Origin of the sequence: Desulfobacula toluolica Tol2, from assembly GCF_000307105.1 — a bacterium.
Classification (GTDB): Bacteria; Desulfobacterota; Desulfobacteria; order Desulfobacterales; family Desulfobacteraceae; genus Desulfobacula; species Desulfobacula toluolica.
In genome coordinates this window covers 3,967,906-3,983,263 of sequence record NC_018645.1, presented here as the reverse complement: position 1 = coordinate 3,983,263, position 15,358 = coordinate 3,967,906, and the positions used below count along the sequence as shown (strand labels likewise).

Here is a 15,358-nt window from a genome sequence, read left to right as displayed (position 1 = left end):
TGATTATGGCTTCAGCAAGATCAGCCTGTACAAAATGTATTTCATTTTTGATCAGCTTCTTAAAAATAGGGTAATGAAAATCGCTTCGGAAGTAAATAAATCCGTCAATTTTTCAAAGTCTTTAAAGGTAGGGCCCATAGTCATTATTGTGCTGGTAAGGCATTTTCCAATAACCTATTTATGGCGTCCACATAATCTTTATTCTGGCAAGGTTTGGAAAGATGATCAATGTTCACATCTTTTTGTTTTATTTCCTTGATGGATTCTAAAAAATCTATGTTTCCGGAGATAAATAATATTGGAACGGCTTTATCAGTTTCCCTGATATGATTATATATATGAATTCCATTCATGTTTCCCGGAAGAATATAATCTAAACTTATCAGATCATAATGGTTGTTTTTTAATAAATCTATTGCGGTCTGTCCATTGGAAGCGATATCAACAGTGTGATGACATGGGGCTTGTGTCAATATCCTGTGTTGTACTTCAGATATCGCCGCTTCATCCTCCACAATAAGAATGTTTTTTCCAAATTGTAGTTTTGCTTTCTGAAGTTCAGTTTTTTCTTCTTTTGTTAAGACTTTCTTAATCACAGGCAGATTTATGATAACTTTTGTGCCTGTGCCTGATTTTGATTCAATTGAAATATTGCCCTTGTGCTGTTCAATATATTTTTTTACATTGGCCATACCATAGCCGGTTCCTTTAATGTTTTTTTTGTATGAACCTGTTAGATCACGGCTTCCTTTCAGTGTGAAAGCCGGTTCATAAATTTTTTCAATATGTTCTTCAGGAATTCCGCATCCGTTATCTTCAATTTCAACAATGATATTATTATCAGAATAATAGGTTCTGATAATAATTTTTGGATTTTCAGTCATGCTTAATGCATGAATTGAGTTTTGTATAATATTGACAAAGGCATGTTCGATCATTCCAGGGTCTGCGAGCAGTTCCGGCATTTCAGGATTATATTCTTTTATCAGTTCAAGTTCTTCTATATCTTTGTTTAATAAATTGAGTACCAGATCAAGTTTTGCATTGAGTTCGAAAAATTTTTGTTTTGGATCCTGATCTTTGGCAAAGGCAACCAGGTTTTTTGTTAAATTTCTTCCTTTCAGGGTCTGTTGAAGGATTAACTCAAGAGTTTTTCTTGTTTTCAAATCCTTGCATTCCATTAGAGAAAGGTCAGTGTGGCCCATGATAATGCCGAGAATATTATTAAAATCATGGGCCATTTTTCCTGCAATCTGCCCAACCAGTGCCAGTTTTTTGTGTTCTGCTGCAATTTTTTGCGCAATTATCTTTTCTTGCTCTGCCTGTTTGCGCCTGGTAAAGTCCCGGCCAATGCCCAGCACACCGATAAGCTTATCATCTGAATCATACATCGGTGTTTTAACGGTTTCCAGCAGCTCTTTGTGGCCGTCATCATTAAAAATAATTTCTTCTTCGTTCATGGTCGGCTTGCCTGCAGCCATTGCCATACGGTCGTTTTCCCGGAAAAAATCCGCCATTTTTTTGTCTACAAAATCATAGTCGGTTTTTCCCACAATATCCGTTTCTTTTGCGCCAAAGAAGCGTTCGAATTTTGGATTACAGGCAAGATAAACTCCATCAGGATCTTTCAACCATATAAGATCCGGTATTGTCTCAATCAAAGTGCGCAAATGTGCTTCACTTTTTTGCAGAGCTTTGTTTTTGATTTTAATTTCAGCGGTTTGTTTTTTAGCCTGCACTCTTGATATAAAGACGACAAGAACTAAAAAAGCAAGCAGAATTCCACTGCTTTTTAATACCGTTTTAATCCAGTCAGGGAATATTTCCACAGTTTTTTTCGCTATTGTTGTTTCAAAATATTTTTCCAGCAATTGATAATAAAATGAAGTGCTGTCTTTAAAAAGTTGCTCCATGTGATGATCTATCCTTTCGGAAAAATTATGCGGTAATGAAGCATTTTTTGTGAAAGCAAAATTGATATTGATGGGCTGGAAAATTATTGCAGTTTTTTTAAGTTGGAATTTTTTTTCATTTTTATTGCCAAAGTTTCTGTTTGTTACACAGGCATCGGCCAAATCGTTTTTAACAGCCTCAAATGCATTGTTATAGCTATCAAATTCCAGAAACGTACAATTTATATTGAATTTTTGAAGGAGTTCTTTTATTCCGCCGGTACATTCAAAATTAACACTTCCCTTCAGGACTGCTATTGTTTTATTTTCCAGATCCCTAATTGATTTGATGTCGGTTACGTTTTTTTTGATATAAAGCCTTGACCAGCTTATAAGAACAGGGCTTTTAGAAAAAGCATATAGATTGGCTCTTTCTTCCGTAAAAGCAACATCAGGCATGATATCTATATTATTAGCCAGTAATCTTTCAAGACCCTCATTCCAGGTTCCATGGATATAGGTTATATCCCAGTTTTCTTTGTTTGCAATATAAGCTAAAAGGTCAGGCCAGAATCCGGCAACCCTGCCATTTGAATCTGTAAAGATTTTCGGTTTATTTTCATATACCCCAACCTTTACAGACAAGTTTTCTTGACCATTGCCAGCCGTTATAAAAGAGATATTTATTAAAATGAATATTAAAAAAGGTATCACGGGCAGAGCAAAAAAACACCAAGGATTGAATGTCGTTACCAATGATATAAATTTGTACTTATGCGGGTAGTTTTTTGTTTTTGAAGGGCTAAGATAGATTGTGCCTGGGTTTTTTGAATCCAAAATTTTTCCTGTTTTTTTACAACATCACACATTAGTGCGTGATGTTTCTTTCGGTCTATCTGTAATATCGCCATATTTTTTGGATACCCTGAACTATTAAGAAAACAAGGATATTTTTTAAATAGTCAATTTTTTTTACCAATAGTCAGGTCTTTTTACAAGAAAAGAATATACAACATTCTGTGATTCAAAACAAATTTATTTTTGGAAGCCTGTTTTTTCAGCCGGACTGGTACTGAATTGTACGATTATTTATAAACAGGCTTTTTTTGCTTTCAGGCTGCCTGATATTGGGCATTGTTTTTTTCTTGTTTTTCCGATGAATGATGTCTGTCCCTCATGAGACGGGGTACACAAACCCGCATTCCGTTTTTTGCCTCAACAATGCCGATCGGGGTTTTGTAAAGTCGGTAAAGGTTGGGTCCGTTGATGACATCCTGTGTGCTTCCGTTTGCTATTATCTGCCCGTCTTGAAGCATCACTACCCTATCCGATATCCAGATTGCATGTTCCGGAAAATGAGAGGTCTGGATAAAGGTATATCCTTGTTCAGCAAGGTCTGCGATCTGTTTTAGCAGACGGATCTGGTTGCCGTAATCAAGACCGTTGACCGGTTCATCCAATACAAAGGTATCTGCCCCCTGGGCCATGGCTCTTGCAATGAGTGTAAGCTGACGTTCGCCTCCACTGATTTCGGTATAGGGGCGGTCTTTCAGGTGGACAATGGAAAGCTGTTCCAGAGCGCGGGCAGCAATAGCCCGGTCTTTTGACGAATATCGGAAAAAAAAAGGTTTGCGGGAAACTCGGCCCATCAAAATAACATCCATGACCCGATATGAAAAGGCAAGTCGATGAACCTGGGGAACATAGGCGATACGCCGGGCCAGCTCCCTGGGAGTCATGTCACTTATTGATCGGCCTTCCAGGATAACCTGTCCGGTTGAAGGCCGGTAGAATCCCATTATCATCTTGAGCAGCGTTGTTTTGCCGCTGCCGTTGGGTCCTAAAAGGGAGAGTACTTTTCCCTGATCTATGGTAAGAGTTACTTTTTTGAGTACCTGTTTTTGGGAATAGTTATAGCTTATATTGTTTACATGAATAAATTTCATCAGTTCCATCCTTTGCCTGATTTTCGAAGAACTATTGTAAAAAAAGGAATTCCAGCCAAAGCGGTCAGAATGCCCAGGGGGATTTCCACACTGAAAGCCAATCTTGAAATGTTGTCCACCACCAGCAGATAGGTGGCTCCGATAATTGCTGCCGCAGGAAGGAGTATACGGTTGTCCGACCCCACGATCATCCGGGCAATATGGGGGATGACCAGACCCACCCATCCGATGATTCCCCCTATGGCAACTGTAAGTGCGCTGATCAGTGTGGCAAAAAATATGAGCAGAAACCGGATTCGTCCAACGTTTACACCCATGGATCGGGCTTCTTCATCGCCCATGCTCAACACGTTCATTTGACCGGAAAGAAAAATCAGCATGACAATGCCTCCTGCAATCGGAAAGCTGAGTGTCCAGACTGTTTTTGCATCAGCCATGGAGAGACCGCCCATGAGCCAGTAAACAATGGCTGGAAGCATGTCGTAGGGATCAGCCAGATATTTGATCACGGACAGCAGTGCCGTGAACATTGCACCGCTGATGATTCCGCCGAGGATGAGCATCAAAAGCCGGTCGCCCTTGTAAAAACCTGCAATGCAGATTGCTGTCAGCACCGCCACAAATCCAAAGATGAATGCTCCTGCCTGCACTGCAATCCAGCTCACAGAGAGGATCATGCCCAGGGCGGCCCCGAAAGATGCCCCGGCCAGCACGCCCAGGAGTCCTGGGGAAACCAGGGGATTAATAAACATGGACTGGAATGCGACACCGGAAACCGAAAGCGCTGAACCTATGAGTATGGCGGCCATGATGCGTGGCAGACGAATATCCACTACAATGTTTTGGATCACGGCAAACCCGCGTTCCTCAGGTAATAAGCTGCCGAAAATGCCATTGCTCAAAAATGAAATCATCTGGCCTGGAGCCACTGGATACCGCCCCAGGCAAAGGGAAACAACGGCTGTCAGGCAGAGAAGCACAAGAAGTGCGGGAATTAAAAATGTGGATTTCATAAATACAAAATCTCCGCAGCCGCCTTTGGGTCAAGGGCTTTATTTAAAAAAAGCCGGTAGAATGTTCGGGTTTCTTCAATCATGTCTACTGGGTATTTGTCTGGATAAAGTTTATTCATAAGCCATCTGGCTCCCAGAAGGCGCATGAATGAAGGTGGACGGTCAAACCAGTCAAACGGGGATCGTGGAATTTGGAAAACCCGGTGTTCTTGAACCGCCCGGATATTTTTCCAGCAAGGGTTTGTATAAATCCTGTTATAAAAAGAGGATTCCCGGGTTATAATCACTTGGGGATTATACTGGATAATCTGTTCGGCAGATATCTTTTCCATGCCGAAAACATCTTTTGCCTCGCAGACATGGACATTTTTTCCGCAGCACAGGGGGATCAGTTCTGCGTGAATGGATGCGCTGCAATCCGTACACAGACCGCCTGCTCCTTCGGCATAATAGACAGAAATTCTTTTTGCGTCAGGGATTTTGGCCTGCAGACTGTCCAATGCACCCATGGTTTGTTTTGCATATTGAACCAGGCTGGCACTTCGTTGTTCCCGGTTCAACAGTTTTCCCAGGAATTCAAAAGCGTTTGAGTAATCCCTTAATGTGTCTATCTGTATATAAACGATGGGAAAACCCAGCGGTGTAAGCGTTTGTTCAATCTTTTGAGTTGTTGCCGAGCGCTTCCATTGCCACACAAGAACGATGTCCGGGTGAACCTGTAACAAGGTTTCCAGATTGGGAGTGCGGCCCTGACCAAACCATCCGCCGATTACAGGCAGGTTCTGTATGCGGGCGGACATATATTTTTTTTCTTCGGTTCGGGGGGGATAGTTGAGAGCTGCTATCAGATCCGGTGCAAGGGCATAGACCATGCAGGTGGCTGGGGGGGATACACTGTATACGCTGCGGATCACATCAGGAACCATGACTTTGCGGCCCTTCATGTCAATAATTTCTTCTGCGTGGATAATGCCGTATACTCCGGCAGGAATTGTTTGAATTAAAATCAAAATCAAATAATACGGGATGATTTTGTAAAATTTATGTGTGCTGATTTTCATCTGAATCCTCTTATGTTGTTAGAACTGACAGGTGAGGTTGATAAAATAGTTTCGTCCCGGTTCAAGATAGCCTTCGTCTATTTCATAATTACGGTCAAACAGGTTGTTAACCCCTGCTTCAAGCTTTATGTTTTTATAAAGGGTACAATCTGCCTTGCAGTTGATCAGGGCATAAGACCCGGCTTGGGTGGCACCGTCTGAATTACTGAATCGTTTGGCATTATATTCCAGACTGGTCAGGAGGGAGAGGCGTTTTACCGGACTGTATTTGATGTGGGTGAAAATTTTGTGCCGGGGAATATCAGTCAGTTTTTCATCGCTGCTCTGGTTGTCCCAGTCCATATAGGTGTAGCCAAGGCCGTATTCAAGGTTGTTCAGAAGGTAGGCAGATACTTGGGCCTCTGCGCCGTAAATATTTACTGCCCCAATATTTTGATTCTGATCCACTGTGTCGGTGGCGTCATCCGGGTCCGGCACGCTGACGGCCATGATATAGTTGCTGACATCACTGTAAAATACAGCGGATTTAAAATAAACCCGGTCCGCAAAGTTATCCTGGTATCCGATTTCATAATTGACGGATGTTTCCTCATCCAGATCAGGGTTGGGCAACCCATAGCCCATGCGATAGGAATACCGGTCTTTCAGGGTGGGCAGTCTGCTTTTTTCCGCCACTGCAACGTGAACGGTTCCTGTGTCGGAAATATCATAAAACAGACTGATCTGGGGATTGAAGGCATCAACCTCCCGACTGGAAAAGTCACTGATAATGCCGGTATCAGAATCAAAATTATCAGCATTTCCCGGAGAAAGATAATCATAGCTTGCCCCGATGATAATGGAAATATTTTCTGAAAGGGTGATGGTATCCTCAAGGCCAAAGGAAAAAATTTCGTCTTGAAAATTCAGTTTTGGCTTGCCCTCGTCCTTTTCTTCGTGAACATCTTTTTTGTAATGAAATGCTGCCTTGATAAAATGCCCGGACAAATATTTGCTTCCAGCTTCCAAAGATCCGCCAATCGTATAATCGTCATAGGCGCTTTTAAATGAATAGCCTTTTGTCATGGTAGTATAGGTGGCATCATCATAACTGAAAAGTGAATTTTTATAGGTGTCGTAATAAAGCCGGGTTTTTACATAGCCCTTTTGATTAATGGAGGTCCTGGAATTAAAATAAAAGCTTTCTTTGTCCCAGTAAGGCCATTGCCAGTATCTGATTCTTGCAGAAGGGTCATTTCCGGCATAGAGAGGGGTTCCTTTTTCCCCATCCTGGCGGATATAGCTGAAGGCGTATTCATCCAGTTCTGATGGTGTGTAACCTATTTTTAAATTGATTTTTTTGTCTGTCCGATATGAATTTTCCCGATCTCCACCATCTTCATTTGCCGTGGGTTTAAAATTATCTGAAACTGAAAAATAGTCTTGATCCGCATAACTGAAACCGCCCTGAAGATACCATTTGCCCTGATTGGTTCCAAAGTTGCCATGGGTTGTGATGGTATTGCCGGAAGCTACACCAACGCCCGCGTTCCCTTCAAAAAATTTATCAGGCCTCCGGGACACCATATTGATCGCTCCGCCCATGGTGTTGGGGCCGTAGAGAACAGATGCAAATCCTTTGGAAACGACAATTTGTGAAAGGTCAAATGTGGTGAAACGGCCCAGGTCGGGATATCCGTCATACAGTACATAGATGGGAATGCCGTCCAGAAACAAAGGCGCGTGCTTGATGTCAAATCCCCTGACAAAAATCATCTGTTCGTTTCTGGCACCTGACCGGGAAAGGGTAATGCCCGGGACAAGATTCAAAGCATCTGCCACATTTTCACGGTTAAATTCCTGCATTTGTCGACTTGAAACCGTTTCTACCGTTATTTCATTGACGGGTGCGGCCTTGTCTGTTACCACGATTTGACCCAGAGTGAAAATAGCTTTGCCATTTGTTTTATCCATATAACTTGCATTAGCAACCTCTGATGCACTCCATAAAACAGCAGCTGTGAGCAGCAAAACAGCAGTATATGAGCCTCTGTATATCATCTTGAAATTCCTCCTTTTTTTTGTTGCCTTTGTTGTTTGTCTCATGAAACAAGTTTTTTTGTTTCTTTTTAAAAGACACGTCATTTAAAAGAGCCTGCCGTTAAAAGTACTATCCTATTCATGTTATTCACGTCAATATGTATTTTAGAGACGACATGGATTGCAATTGTTTTAATTCGGGTATAAACTCTTATTTCAGTTGCTTTATCTGGATTATAAAAATATGGAATATGTTGTATTGTCCGGCGGACCGCTATTTGAATTAAAGCTTTTTTAAAATATGTTGGAATAGTGATATTGTCCCTGCCATTTTTTTTGTTTTTTTTTCTTGAGTATCTGCTTGAATGCCTTGCCGGTTATCAACTGGTAAGCTTGGTGACCTATAAGAATTTAATATAACATTGGATTATAATATGGTGTAAATGGATGGAACGGATTTCAAATCTGTCCCCTCATACTTGTTGACAGAAGCAATAGTTGCGCTATATTAAAGGGTTTTAGATTGATTTTTTTTACGGGAGAGACTTTATGGGAGAGAACAGATGAGACAGAAAATAAGATTCGAGAAAAATATCAAAACCGGCGTGTTGACGATTTTAGAATCAAGTGAGGTTGATCCGGGGGTTGTCATGCCGCTTCTGGAAGAAGATTATGATTTGCAAGACGTGATAAAGGCTTCTGATGAAGGTCTTAGAGCTTTCTCGAAATCCATAAGAAGGAGGGGTTTTTTTCCTACAACAGATCTTTGTATTAAACTTTTTGAAAATACAAAAGAGTTTTTTAAAAATGAAGCTGAAGAAAAAATAGTTATAGAATATAATGATGTTGAAGCCTTTCCAAAGGAAGAAAAATTCCAGCTTGACGACGATGATGTTGAACTTGATAAGCTGCTTGAAGAAGACGGGGACACCAAAGAAGATGAGATGAAAGAAATAGATGACGGCGACGATACCCCTATATTTACTCCTGAAGATACTTCTGAACACGAAAATTAGAGAGAATGATGAAACATACACTTAAAAGAATTATTTTTAAAGCCGCTCAACAAGCCTTTGAAAAAGGTGTGTTCTCCTCGGATGAGATGCCTGAAATGGAGATAGAAGAACCCCGGCATCAATCCCATGGTGATTTTTCTACAAATTTTGCCATGGTTTCAGCCGGTATTCAGAAAATGCCGCCAAGAAAAATTGCCGAAGGCCTGGTCGCCTTGATTGAAACCGGAAGTTTAATTGAAAAGGTTGAGATCGCAGGCCCTGGATTTATTAATTTTTTTCTGTCCAAGCAAGCATGGCATCCGGTTGTTAACCGGATTCTTGAACAGGATAAAAATTATGGGGCCTCTGATATTGGTAAGAATGAAAAGGTTCAGGTAGAATTTGTCAGTGCAAACCCCACAGGTCCCTTGCATGTTGGGCATGGAAGAGGGGCGGCTGTGGGCGATTCCGTGGCTAAAATTCTTTCGTTTGCCGGGTTTGATGTCCAAAAAGAATACTATATTAATGATTCAGGCCGCCAGATCAGAACCCTTGGCACATCTGTCTGGTTGAGGCTGTTGGAAAAAGCGGGCCAAAAAATTGAATTTCCCGATGATTGTTATAAAGGGGATTATATCCAGGATCTGGCCGGTGAGGTTCTTGAAAAATATGGAGATGGTTTTGTAAAAAAAGATGAACAAGAGGCTGTTGAAATCTGTGCAAGGTATGCTGCAAATAAAATTCTTGACGGCATTAAAGAGGATCTGTCAAGTTTTGGTGTCACCTTTGATCAATGGTTCAGTGAGCAGAGCCTGTATGATTCAGGACAAGTTCAAAAAGCCATTGATGAGTTTAAGTCAAGAAATCTGATATATGAACAAGATGGGGCGCTCTGGTTCAGAACTCAGGATTTTGGTGATGAGAAAAACAGAGTGGTGGTCAGAAATAACGGTTTGACCACCTATTTTGCCTCGGATATTGCCTATCATATGGAAAAATATGAGCGCGGGTTTGACAGGGTCATTGATGTCTGGGGCGCAGATCACCATGGATATATCAAAAGAATTGATGCCTCCATTGTTGCTTCGGGCAGAAAAAGCGAGCAGTTTAATGTTATTTTGGTTCAGCTTGTAAGCCTTTTAAGAGGCGGCAAGCCTTTTCAGATGTCCACACGCTCCGGGGAGTTTGTTACCTTAAAGAATATTGTGGATGAAGTGGGGAAAGATGCGGCAAGATTTATGTTTTTAAGCCGCAGTTATGATTCAGGTCTTGATTTTGATCTTGAAGTGGCCAAACAGAAAAATGCCAATAATCCGGTCTATTATGTTCAATATGTTCATGCGAGAATCACCGGTATTCTGTTAAAGGCAAAACAAGAGACAATTCTTCAGGATATTGATTTTAAGAAAGGAGAAAATCTTGATCTGCTGACCGCAGAAGAAGAAATTAATCTTTTGAAAATTTTGGATACATTCAAGGAAAATGTGGAAAAAAGTGCTGAAACACTGCATCCCCATGTTATGTTTACCTATCTGATGAGTCTTGCATCGGCTTTCCACAGCTATTATAACAAACACAAGGTCATTACGGATAAAAAAGAACTCACCCTGGCCAGGTTGAGCCTTGTTCTGGGGGTAAAAAAGGTCATTCGAAACGGGTTGGCACTTCTTGGGGTTTCTGCACCGGAAAGAATGTAAACACAATGACACCCTTTAAAACAAAACCCTTTAAAGGGATTTTAAGATATTTGCTTTACATCGGTATTGCCGGTTGGATGTTTTTTTTGGGTATCATGGTTGGTCGTGGTTCATCTCCTGTAAAATTTGATACCCAAAAATTTCAAAAAAGGCTTGAAATTATTGCCAAAGAATTTGGTGAAAAAGAAGGTGTCCGGGAAAAAATCAATCTAAAATTTTATGATGTGCTTGATCGTCCCGTAGCAGAAGAAAATATGCCTTCCCCAAAAAAAACATTGGAAATCGTTCCCAAAAAAGAAACAACAGCCACAGACAATATTCCCGTAAAAACAAGCAGAAAAAAACAGACGTTTAAACCTCAGGGAAACAAGGCAAAGACAGACCAAAAAACAGCTGAACATTTAAAACCAACAAACACAAAGTCTGTTGAAAAAAAGGCGAATCCGATCCGTTTGAAAGAAACAGGTAAATCCGTGCGATCAACAGATAACATGACCCCAGACAACAAGCCTCTATATAACAAGCATCCAGATAACAATAACCTAAAAGGGGAATATACAATCCAGATTGCAGCCTTTAAAAATGTTAAGGACGCGGTTGCACAGATGGCTGTTTACAGAAAAAAAGGATTTGATTCATACAGGGTAACCGGAGAAAAGAACGGGGTTACCTGGTACAGGATCAGAACCGGGTCTTTTACAACCTATGATGAGGCAAAAAAAAATAACGAAAAATTAAACAAAGCCGGAATAAATTCAATTATTATAAAAACGCAATGATTATAAGATGGATGGTAAAGAGGGATAGTAATGAAAATATCAACAGATGAAGTCGAAAAAATGGCCCACCTTGCTCGATTGGAGATTGACGAGCCGCAAAAAGAAAAAATGGCTGAACAGCTGAGCCATATCCTTCAATATATTGATAAATTAAAAGATGTTGATGTGGAGGGAGTCAGGCAATCTTCCGGGGCTTCGTTCATGCAGAATGTTTTAAGGGAAGATGAGTTGAAAGTATCACCGGGACCTGATGTGACACTTGCCAATGCACCGCAAAGAGATGAAGATTTTTATACGGTGCCAAGAGTCGTTAAGTAAATTTTAGTGTGAAAGAATAAGGATAATATAAAATGCAATACCATGAACTTACCATTGGCAGCGCCCGAAAACACCTTCTGGATCATAAAATTTCTTCTGTTGAATTGACCACTGCTTTAATTGAAAGGATTGAACAATATGATGGTGAAATTGGTGCTTTTATAACTGTCGATAAAGACCTGGCCCTGGATCAGGCAAAAAAAGCGGATCAAGATATAGCCGATAATAAAACAGCCCCATTGACAGGTGTACCAATCGCCTTGAAAGACCTTTTGTGTACCAGGGGAATGAAAACCACTTGCGCATCAAAAATCCTTGATAATTTTGTACCTCAATATGACGGAACTGTTGTTTCAAAATTAAAGGAAAACGGTGCTGTCATCATCGGTAAAACCAATTTGGATGAGTTTGCAATGGGCTCTTCAACTGAAAATTCGGCTTGCAAAATCACCAGAAATCCCTGGAATACCTCCTGCGTACCCGGCGGTTCCAGCGGGGGGTCAGCTGCAGCAGTGGCTGCCCGGTTCTGTTGTGCCGCGCTGGGAACCGATACCGGTGGTTCCATTCGTCAGCCCGCATCCCATTGCGGTGTTGTAGGATTAAAACCGACCTATGGCCGGGTCTCCCGGTTCGGGCTGGTTTCTTATGCCTCGTCACTTGACCAGATAGGCCCCATCACCAAAGATGTAAGGGATGCAGCTATCCTGCTCAATGTTATATCCGGCAATGATACAATGGATTCAACCAGTGCCAAGGTGGATGTGCCGGATTTTACAACCGCCCTGGATCAGTTTGAAAAAGGTGCTTTAAAAGGGATGACTGCTGGAATTCCAAAAGAGTACTTGTCTGTGGAAGGCATTGACCCTGATGTTGAAAAGGTTTTTAATGATGCAAAAAAGAGCTTGCAGGATCTGGGGGTTGAGATCAAAGAGATCTCTTTGCCCCACACGGATTATGTGGTGGCAGCCTATTATATTATTGCCCCTTGCGAGGCCAGCTCCAATCTTGCCAGATTTGATGGGGTAAAATACGGTTTCAGGGATAAATCCTGTGATGATCTGATTGATATGTATAAAAAGACCAAGTCAAAAGGGTTTGGCCCGGAAGTTCAAAGACGGATTATTATTGGAACCTATGCGCTTTCAGCCGGTTACTATGATGCCTATTATGGAAGGGCGTCAAAGGTTCGAACCCTGATCATGGAGGATTTTTCAAAGGCTTTTGAAACCTGTGACTTTATCTTGTCCCCTGTGGCACCTGCCCCTGCATTTAAAATAGGAGAGAAGATTGATGATCCTTTGACCATGTATCTGACAGATATTTTTACCCTTTCTGCAAACATGGCCGGTATTCCCGGGATATCGGTTCCGGCAGGGTATTCTTCAAAGGGTTTGCCCATTGGTATCCAGATGATGGCCAAAAGATTTGATGAAATGTCATTATTACGGGCAGGGTATGGGTTTGAACGAACAATTTCGCTGGATAAAACGTTTCCCAATCTTTAATCATAAAGGAGGTGACACATGTCAACAGTGCAACCCAAGAGTGAGCAATTAAAAAAGGCGATCAAATGGATATCGGAAAAGAGAAAAGAAAATCCAGATATCAATTTGACCAAATTGGTTGATCAAGCCGGTTTCCAGTTTGATTTAAGTCCCAAAGATTCTCAATTTCTGTTAAGGCTGGTAAGAGATGACGACAGTCAGAATTCTGCCTGAAATTCTTTCCAACCAGATTGCGGCAGGTGAGGTGGTTGAAAGGCCTGCCTCCGTGGTCAAAGAGCTTGTTGAAAACAGTATTGACGCAAACGCCACACAGATTACCATTGAAATTGTAAACGGCGGCAAATCATTAATACGGGTGTCTGATAACGGGATCGGGCTTTTGCGGGATGATGCACTGCTGTCCATTGAACGTTATGCAACAAGCAAAATTTTCAAAAAAGAGGATCTGTTATCCATCTCCACAATGGGATTTCGGGGCGAGGCATTGCCGTCCATTGCATCGGTTTCAAAGTTCATTCTTGTAACCCGGACAAAAGACAGTGATATCGGGACAAAAATTGATATAGCCGGTGGTAAAATACACAATGTTTCAGATGCCGGGGCTCCGGTGGGAACCATGGTGGAAGTGAAACAGCTATTTTTTAACACCCCGGCCCGGAAAAAATTTTTAAAATCCAATACCACTGAAACAAGTCATATTGCCGACGCCGTATCCGGTATGGCCCTTGGAAATCCTCACGTTCAGTTCAGGTTGTTTTTAAACCATAAACTGCAGAAAAGTTTTTCATTATCTGATGACCTGTTCCAGAGATCTGTTCGCATTCTTGGGCGGGATGTTGCAGGCAAACTCTATCCGCTTGAATTCGCCGACGAATTTATTCGCATCCAAGGATATTGTTCCAACCCGTCTGTTACCCGGCGCTCTTCGTCCAAGATTTTTTTGTTTGTGAACAATAGGCTGGTGTATGACCGGGGGCTTATCGCAGCCATTTTTAAAGGCTACAAAGGCAGGATCATGAAAGGAAACTTTCCTTTGGGGGTTTTTTTTGTTGAGATTGCCTTTGACCAGGTGGATGTCAATGTTCATCCGTCCAAAAAAGAGATTCGATTTTTTAACAGCAAACCCGTGTATCAGGCCATGTCAGAGACAATCGACAGGGCATTGTCTTGTGCCCAGGAAAATATGACCGTGTATTCACATTCACATATTTTGGTTTCTCCTGATACTGGAGAAAAAAAAGCTGTTGAAACCTTTGATTTTTTTGATGCAGCCGTTTATCCGGAAAGCTCCGGCAAGATTGAGCAATCCATAATAGATTGGCAGACCCAGGTTGCAAACAAATCAGATCCGGTTCAAAAACAGAAAGATCCGGTTTGTCAACAGGCATTGCCTCAGGCTCCCGGACATCCCGGAACTTTTGTAAACCCTGTAATTTTAGTTTCCCCTGCACTTAAAGAAAAATCAGTCTTGGTTTCCGGGACAACAAAAATTATTGGCCAGGTCATGGGAACCTATATCCTTGTGGAGACCCAAGAAGGGATCATGCTCATGGATCAGCATGCAGCCCATGAACGGATTGTATATGAAAAGCTCAAACGCAGGTATCAGTCGCTGAATATTCAAAGCCAGAACCTTGTGGTGCCTGAAACTCTTGACTTGAATTTCAAGGAGGCGGATTTTTTGTCCGGTATTTTGGATGAGTTGAAGGGACTGGGGGTGATCATCGAGCCCTTTGGCGGAACAACCTTTATCATAAAAGCCGTGCCGGTCATCATTGATGAAAAAGAGATCAAGCCCATGATTGTTGATATTATTGAAACAGCTCTGGTTAAAAAAGATCGGTTTTCAAAAGATGAGTGGCTTGAGCAGTGTTTGATTTTAATGGCATGCCACAGCGCTATTCGTGCCAATTTAAAGCTTAACCAGACTGAGATGGAAACCTTGCTGGCAGATCTTGAAGCGTGTGAAAATCCTTGTTATTGTCCTCATGGCCGACCGATTATGATCGCCTGGACCAAACAGCAGATCGAAAAACTGTTTAAACGTCTTGTTTGACGATCATTTTTTAAGTTTTAACATAAAAAAAGCCGGACATGCACTGAAAAAAATCAGATGCAATGCCCGGCTTTGAT

General features: G+C 41.6%; 12 protein-coding genes. 7 read left to right on the top strand and 5 right to left on the bottom strand.

Features of this window, described 5'->3' with window-relative positions:
* Positions 1 to 143: 143 nt before the first annotated feature.
* The 5 genes from TOL2_RS18120 to TOL2_RS18100 form a co-directional block, all read right to left on the bottom strand.
* The gene (locus TOL2_RS18120; protein WP_148278149.1) at positions 144 to 2,537 is read right to left on the bottom strand and encodes an ATP-binding protein; all 2,394 of its coding nucleotides are present in this window, start codon (positions 2,535 to 2,537) and stop codon (positions 144 to 146) included.
* A gap of 467 nt (positions 2,538 to 3,004) precedes the next feature.
* On the bottom strand, positions 3,005 to 3,838 hold the full coding sequence (locus TOL2_RS18115) for an ABC transporter ATP-binding protein (protein ID WP_014958745.1): 834 nt from the start codon (positions 3,836 to 3,838) through the stop codon (positions 3,005 to 3,007).
* Positions 3,838 to 4,851, bottom strand: coding sequence for a FecCD family ABC transporter permease (locus TOL2_RS18110; RefSeq protein ID WP_014958744.1), 1,014 nt, complete (start codon positions 4,849 to 4,851; stop codon positions 3,838 to 3,840). Before TOL2_RS18110 ends, TOL2_RS18115 begins: the two co-directional genes overlap by 1 nt.
* The gene (locus TOL2_RS18105) at positions 4,848 to 5,912 is read right to left on the bottom strand and encodes an ABC transporter substrate-binding protein (RefSeq protein WP_014958743.1); all 1,065 of its coding nucleotides are present in this window, start codon (positions 5,910 to 5,912) and stop codon (positions 4,848 to 4,850) included. The genes TOL2_RS18110 and TOL2_RS18105 overlap by 4 nt, the downstream gene beginning before the upstream one ends.
* A gap of 18 nt (positions 5,913 to 5,930) precedes the next feature.
* The gene (locus TOL2_RS18100; protein WP_014958742.1) at positions 5,931 to 7,952 is read right to left on the bottom strand and encodes a TonB-dependent receptor plug domain-containing protein; all 2,022 of its coding nucleotides are present in this window, start codon (positions 7,950 to 7,952) and stop codon (positions 5,931 to 5,933) included.
* Between the two features lie 542 nt (positions 7,953 to 8,494).
* On the opposite strand from TOL2_RS18100, the gene TOL2_RS18095 reads away from it, so the two are divergent.
* Genes TOL2_RS18095 through mutL form a run of 7 tightly spaced genes read left to right on the top strand, consistent with a single transcriptional unit; the run spans position 8,495 to position 15,281 of the window.
* Positions 8,495 to 8,947, top strand: a complete 453-nt coding sequence (locus TOL2_RS18095) for a hypothetical protein (protein WP_014958741.1) — start codon at positions 8,495 to 8,497, stop codon at positions 8,945 to 8,947.
* 8 nt (positions 8,948 to 8,955) lie between these two features.
* Positions 8,956 to 10,623 carry an arginine--tRNA ligase gene (gene argS, locus TOL2_RS18090; RefSeq protein ID WP_014958740.1) on the top strand — a complete coding sequence of 556 codons (1,668 nt, stop codon included), beginning with the start codon at positions 8,956 to 8,958 and terminating at the stop codon, positions 10,621 to 10,623.
* Positions 10,624 to 10,628: 5 nt separating this feature from the next.
* Entirely contained in the window at positions 10,629 to 11,402 is a 774-nt protein-coding gene (locus TOL2_RS18085) for an SPOR domain-containing protein (protein ID WP_014958739.1), read from the top strand.
* A gap of 30 nt (positions 11,403 to 11,432) precedes the next feature.
* The gene (gene gatC, locus TOL2_RS18080) at positions 11,433 to 11,720 is read left to right on the top strand and encodes an Asp-tRNA(Asn)/Glu-tRNA(Gln) amidotransferase subunit GatC (RefSeq protein WP_014958738.1); all 288 of its coding nucleotides are present in this window, start codon (positions 11,433 to 11,435) and stop codon (positions 11,718 to 11,720) included.
* A gap of 32 nt (positions 11,721 to 11,752) precedes the next feature.
* Positions 11,753 to 13,225, top strand: a complete 1,473-nt coding sequence (gene gatA / locus TOL2_RS18075; protein WP_014958737.1) for an Asp-tRNA(Asn)/Glu-tRNA(Gln) amidotransferase subunit GatA — start codon at positions 11,753 to 11,755, stop codon at positions 13,223 to 13,225.
* 18 nt (positions 13,226 to 13,243) lie between these two features.
* The gene (locus TOL2_RS18070) at positions 13,244 to 13,438 is read left to right on the top strand and encodes a hypothetical protein (protein ID WP_014958736.1); all 195 of its coding nucleotides are present in this window, start codon (positions 13,244 to 13,246) and stop codon (positions 13,436 to 13,438) included.
* The gene (mutL, locus tag TOL2_RS18065; RefSeq protein WP_014958735.1) at positions 13,413 to 15,281 is read left to right on the top strand and encodes a DNA mismatch repair endonuclease MutL; all 1,869 of its coding nucleotides are present in this window, start codon (positions 13,413 to 13,415) and stop codon (positions 15,279 to 15,281) included. The genes TOL2_RS18070 and mutL overlap by 26 nt, the downstream gene beginning before the upstream one ends.
* The last annotated feature ends 77 nt before the right edge of the window (positions 15,282 to 15,358 follow it).

Bases quoted from the DNA above. Each gene is read 5' to 3' on its own strand.
- argS (WP_014958740.1), top strand. From the start codon at position 8,956: ATGAAACATACACTTAAAAGAATTATTTTTAAAGCCGCTCAACAAGCC.
- gatA (WP_014958737.1), top strand. From the start codon at position 11,753: ATGCAATACCATGAACTTACCATTGGCAGCGCCCGAAAACACCTTCTG.
- gatC (WP_014958738.1), top strand. From the start codon at position 11,433: ATGAAAATATCAACAGATGAAGTCGAAAAAATGGCCCACCTTGCTCGA.
- TOL2_RS18100 (WP_014958742.1), bottom strand. From the start codon at position 7,952: ATGATATACAGAGGCTCATATACTGCTGTTTTGCTGCTCACAGCTGCT.
- TOL2_RS18085 (WP_014958739.1), top strand. From the start codon at position 10,629: ATGACACCCTTTAAAACAAAACCCTTTAAAGGGATTTTAAGATATTTG.
- TOL2_RS18110 (WP_014958744.1), bottom strand. From the start codon at position 4,851: ATGAAATCCACATTTTTAATTCCCGCACTTCTTGTGCTTCTCTGCCTG.
- mutL (WP_014958735.1), top strand. From the start codon at position 13,413: ATGACGACAGTCAGAATTCTGCCTGAAATTCTTTCCAACCAGATTGCG.
- TOL2_RS18105 (WP_014958743.1), bottom strand. From the start codon at position 5,912: ATGAAAATCAGCACACATAAATTTTACAAAATCATCCCGTATTATTTG.
- TOL2_RS18115 (WP_014958745.1), bottom strand. From the start codon at position 3,838: ATGAAATTTATTCATGTAAACAATATAAGCTATAACTATTCCCAAAAA.
- TOL2_RS18095 (WP_014958741.1), top strand. From the start codon at position 8,495: ATGAGACAGAAAATAAGATTCGAGAAAAATATCAAAACCGGCGTGTTG.
- TOL2_RS18070 (WP_014958736.1), top strand. From the start codon at position 13,244: ATGTCAACAGTGCAACCCAAGAGTGAGCAATTAAAAAAGGCGATCAAA.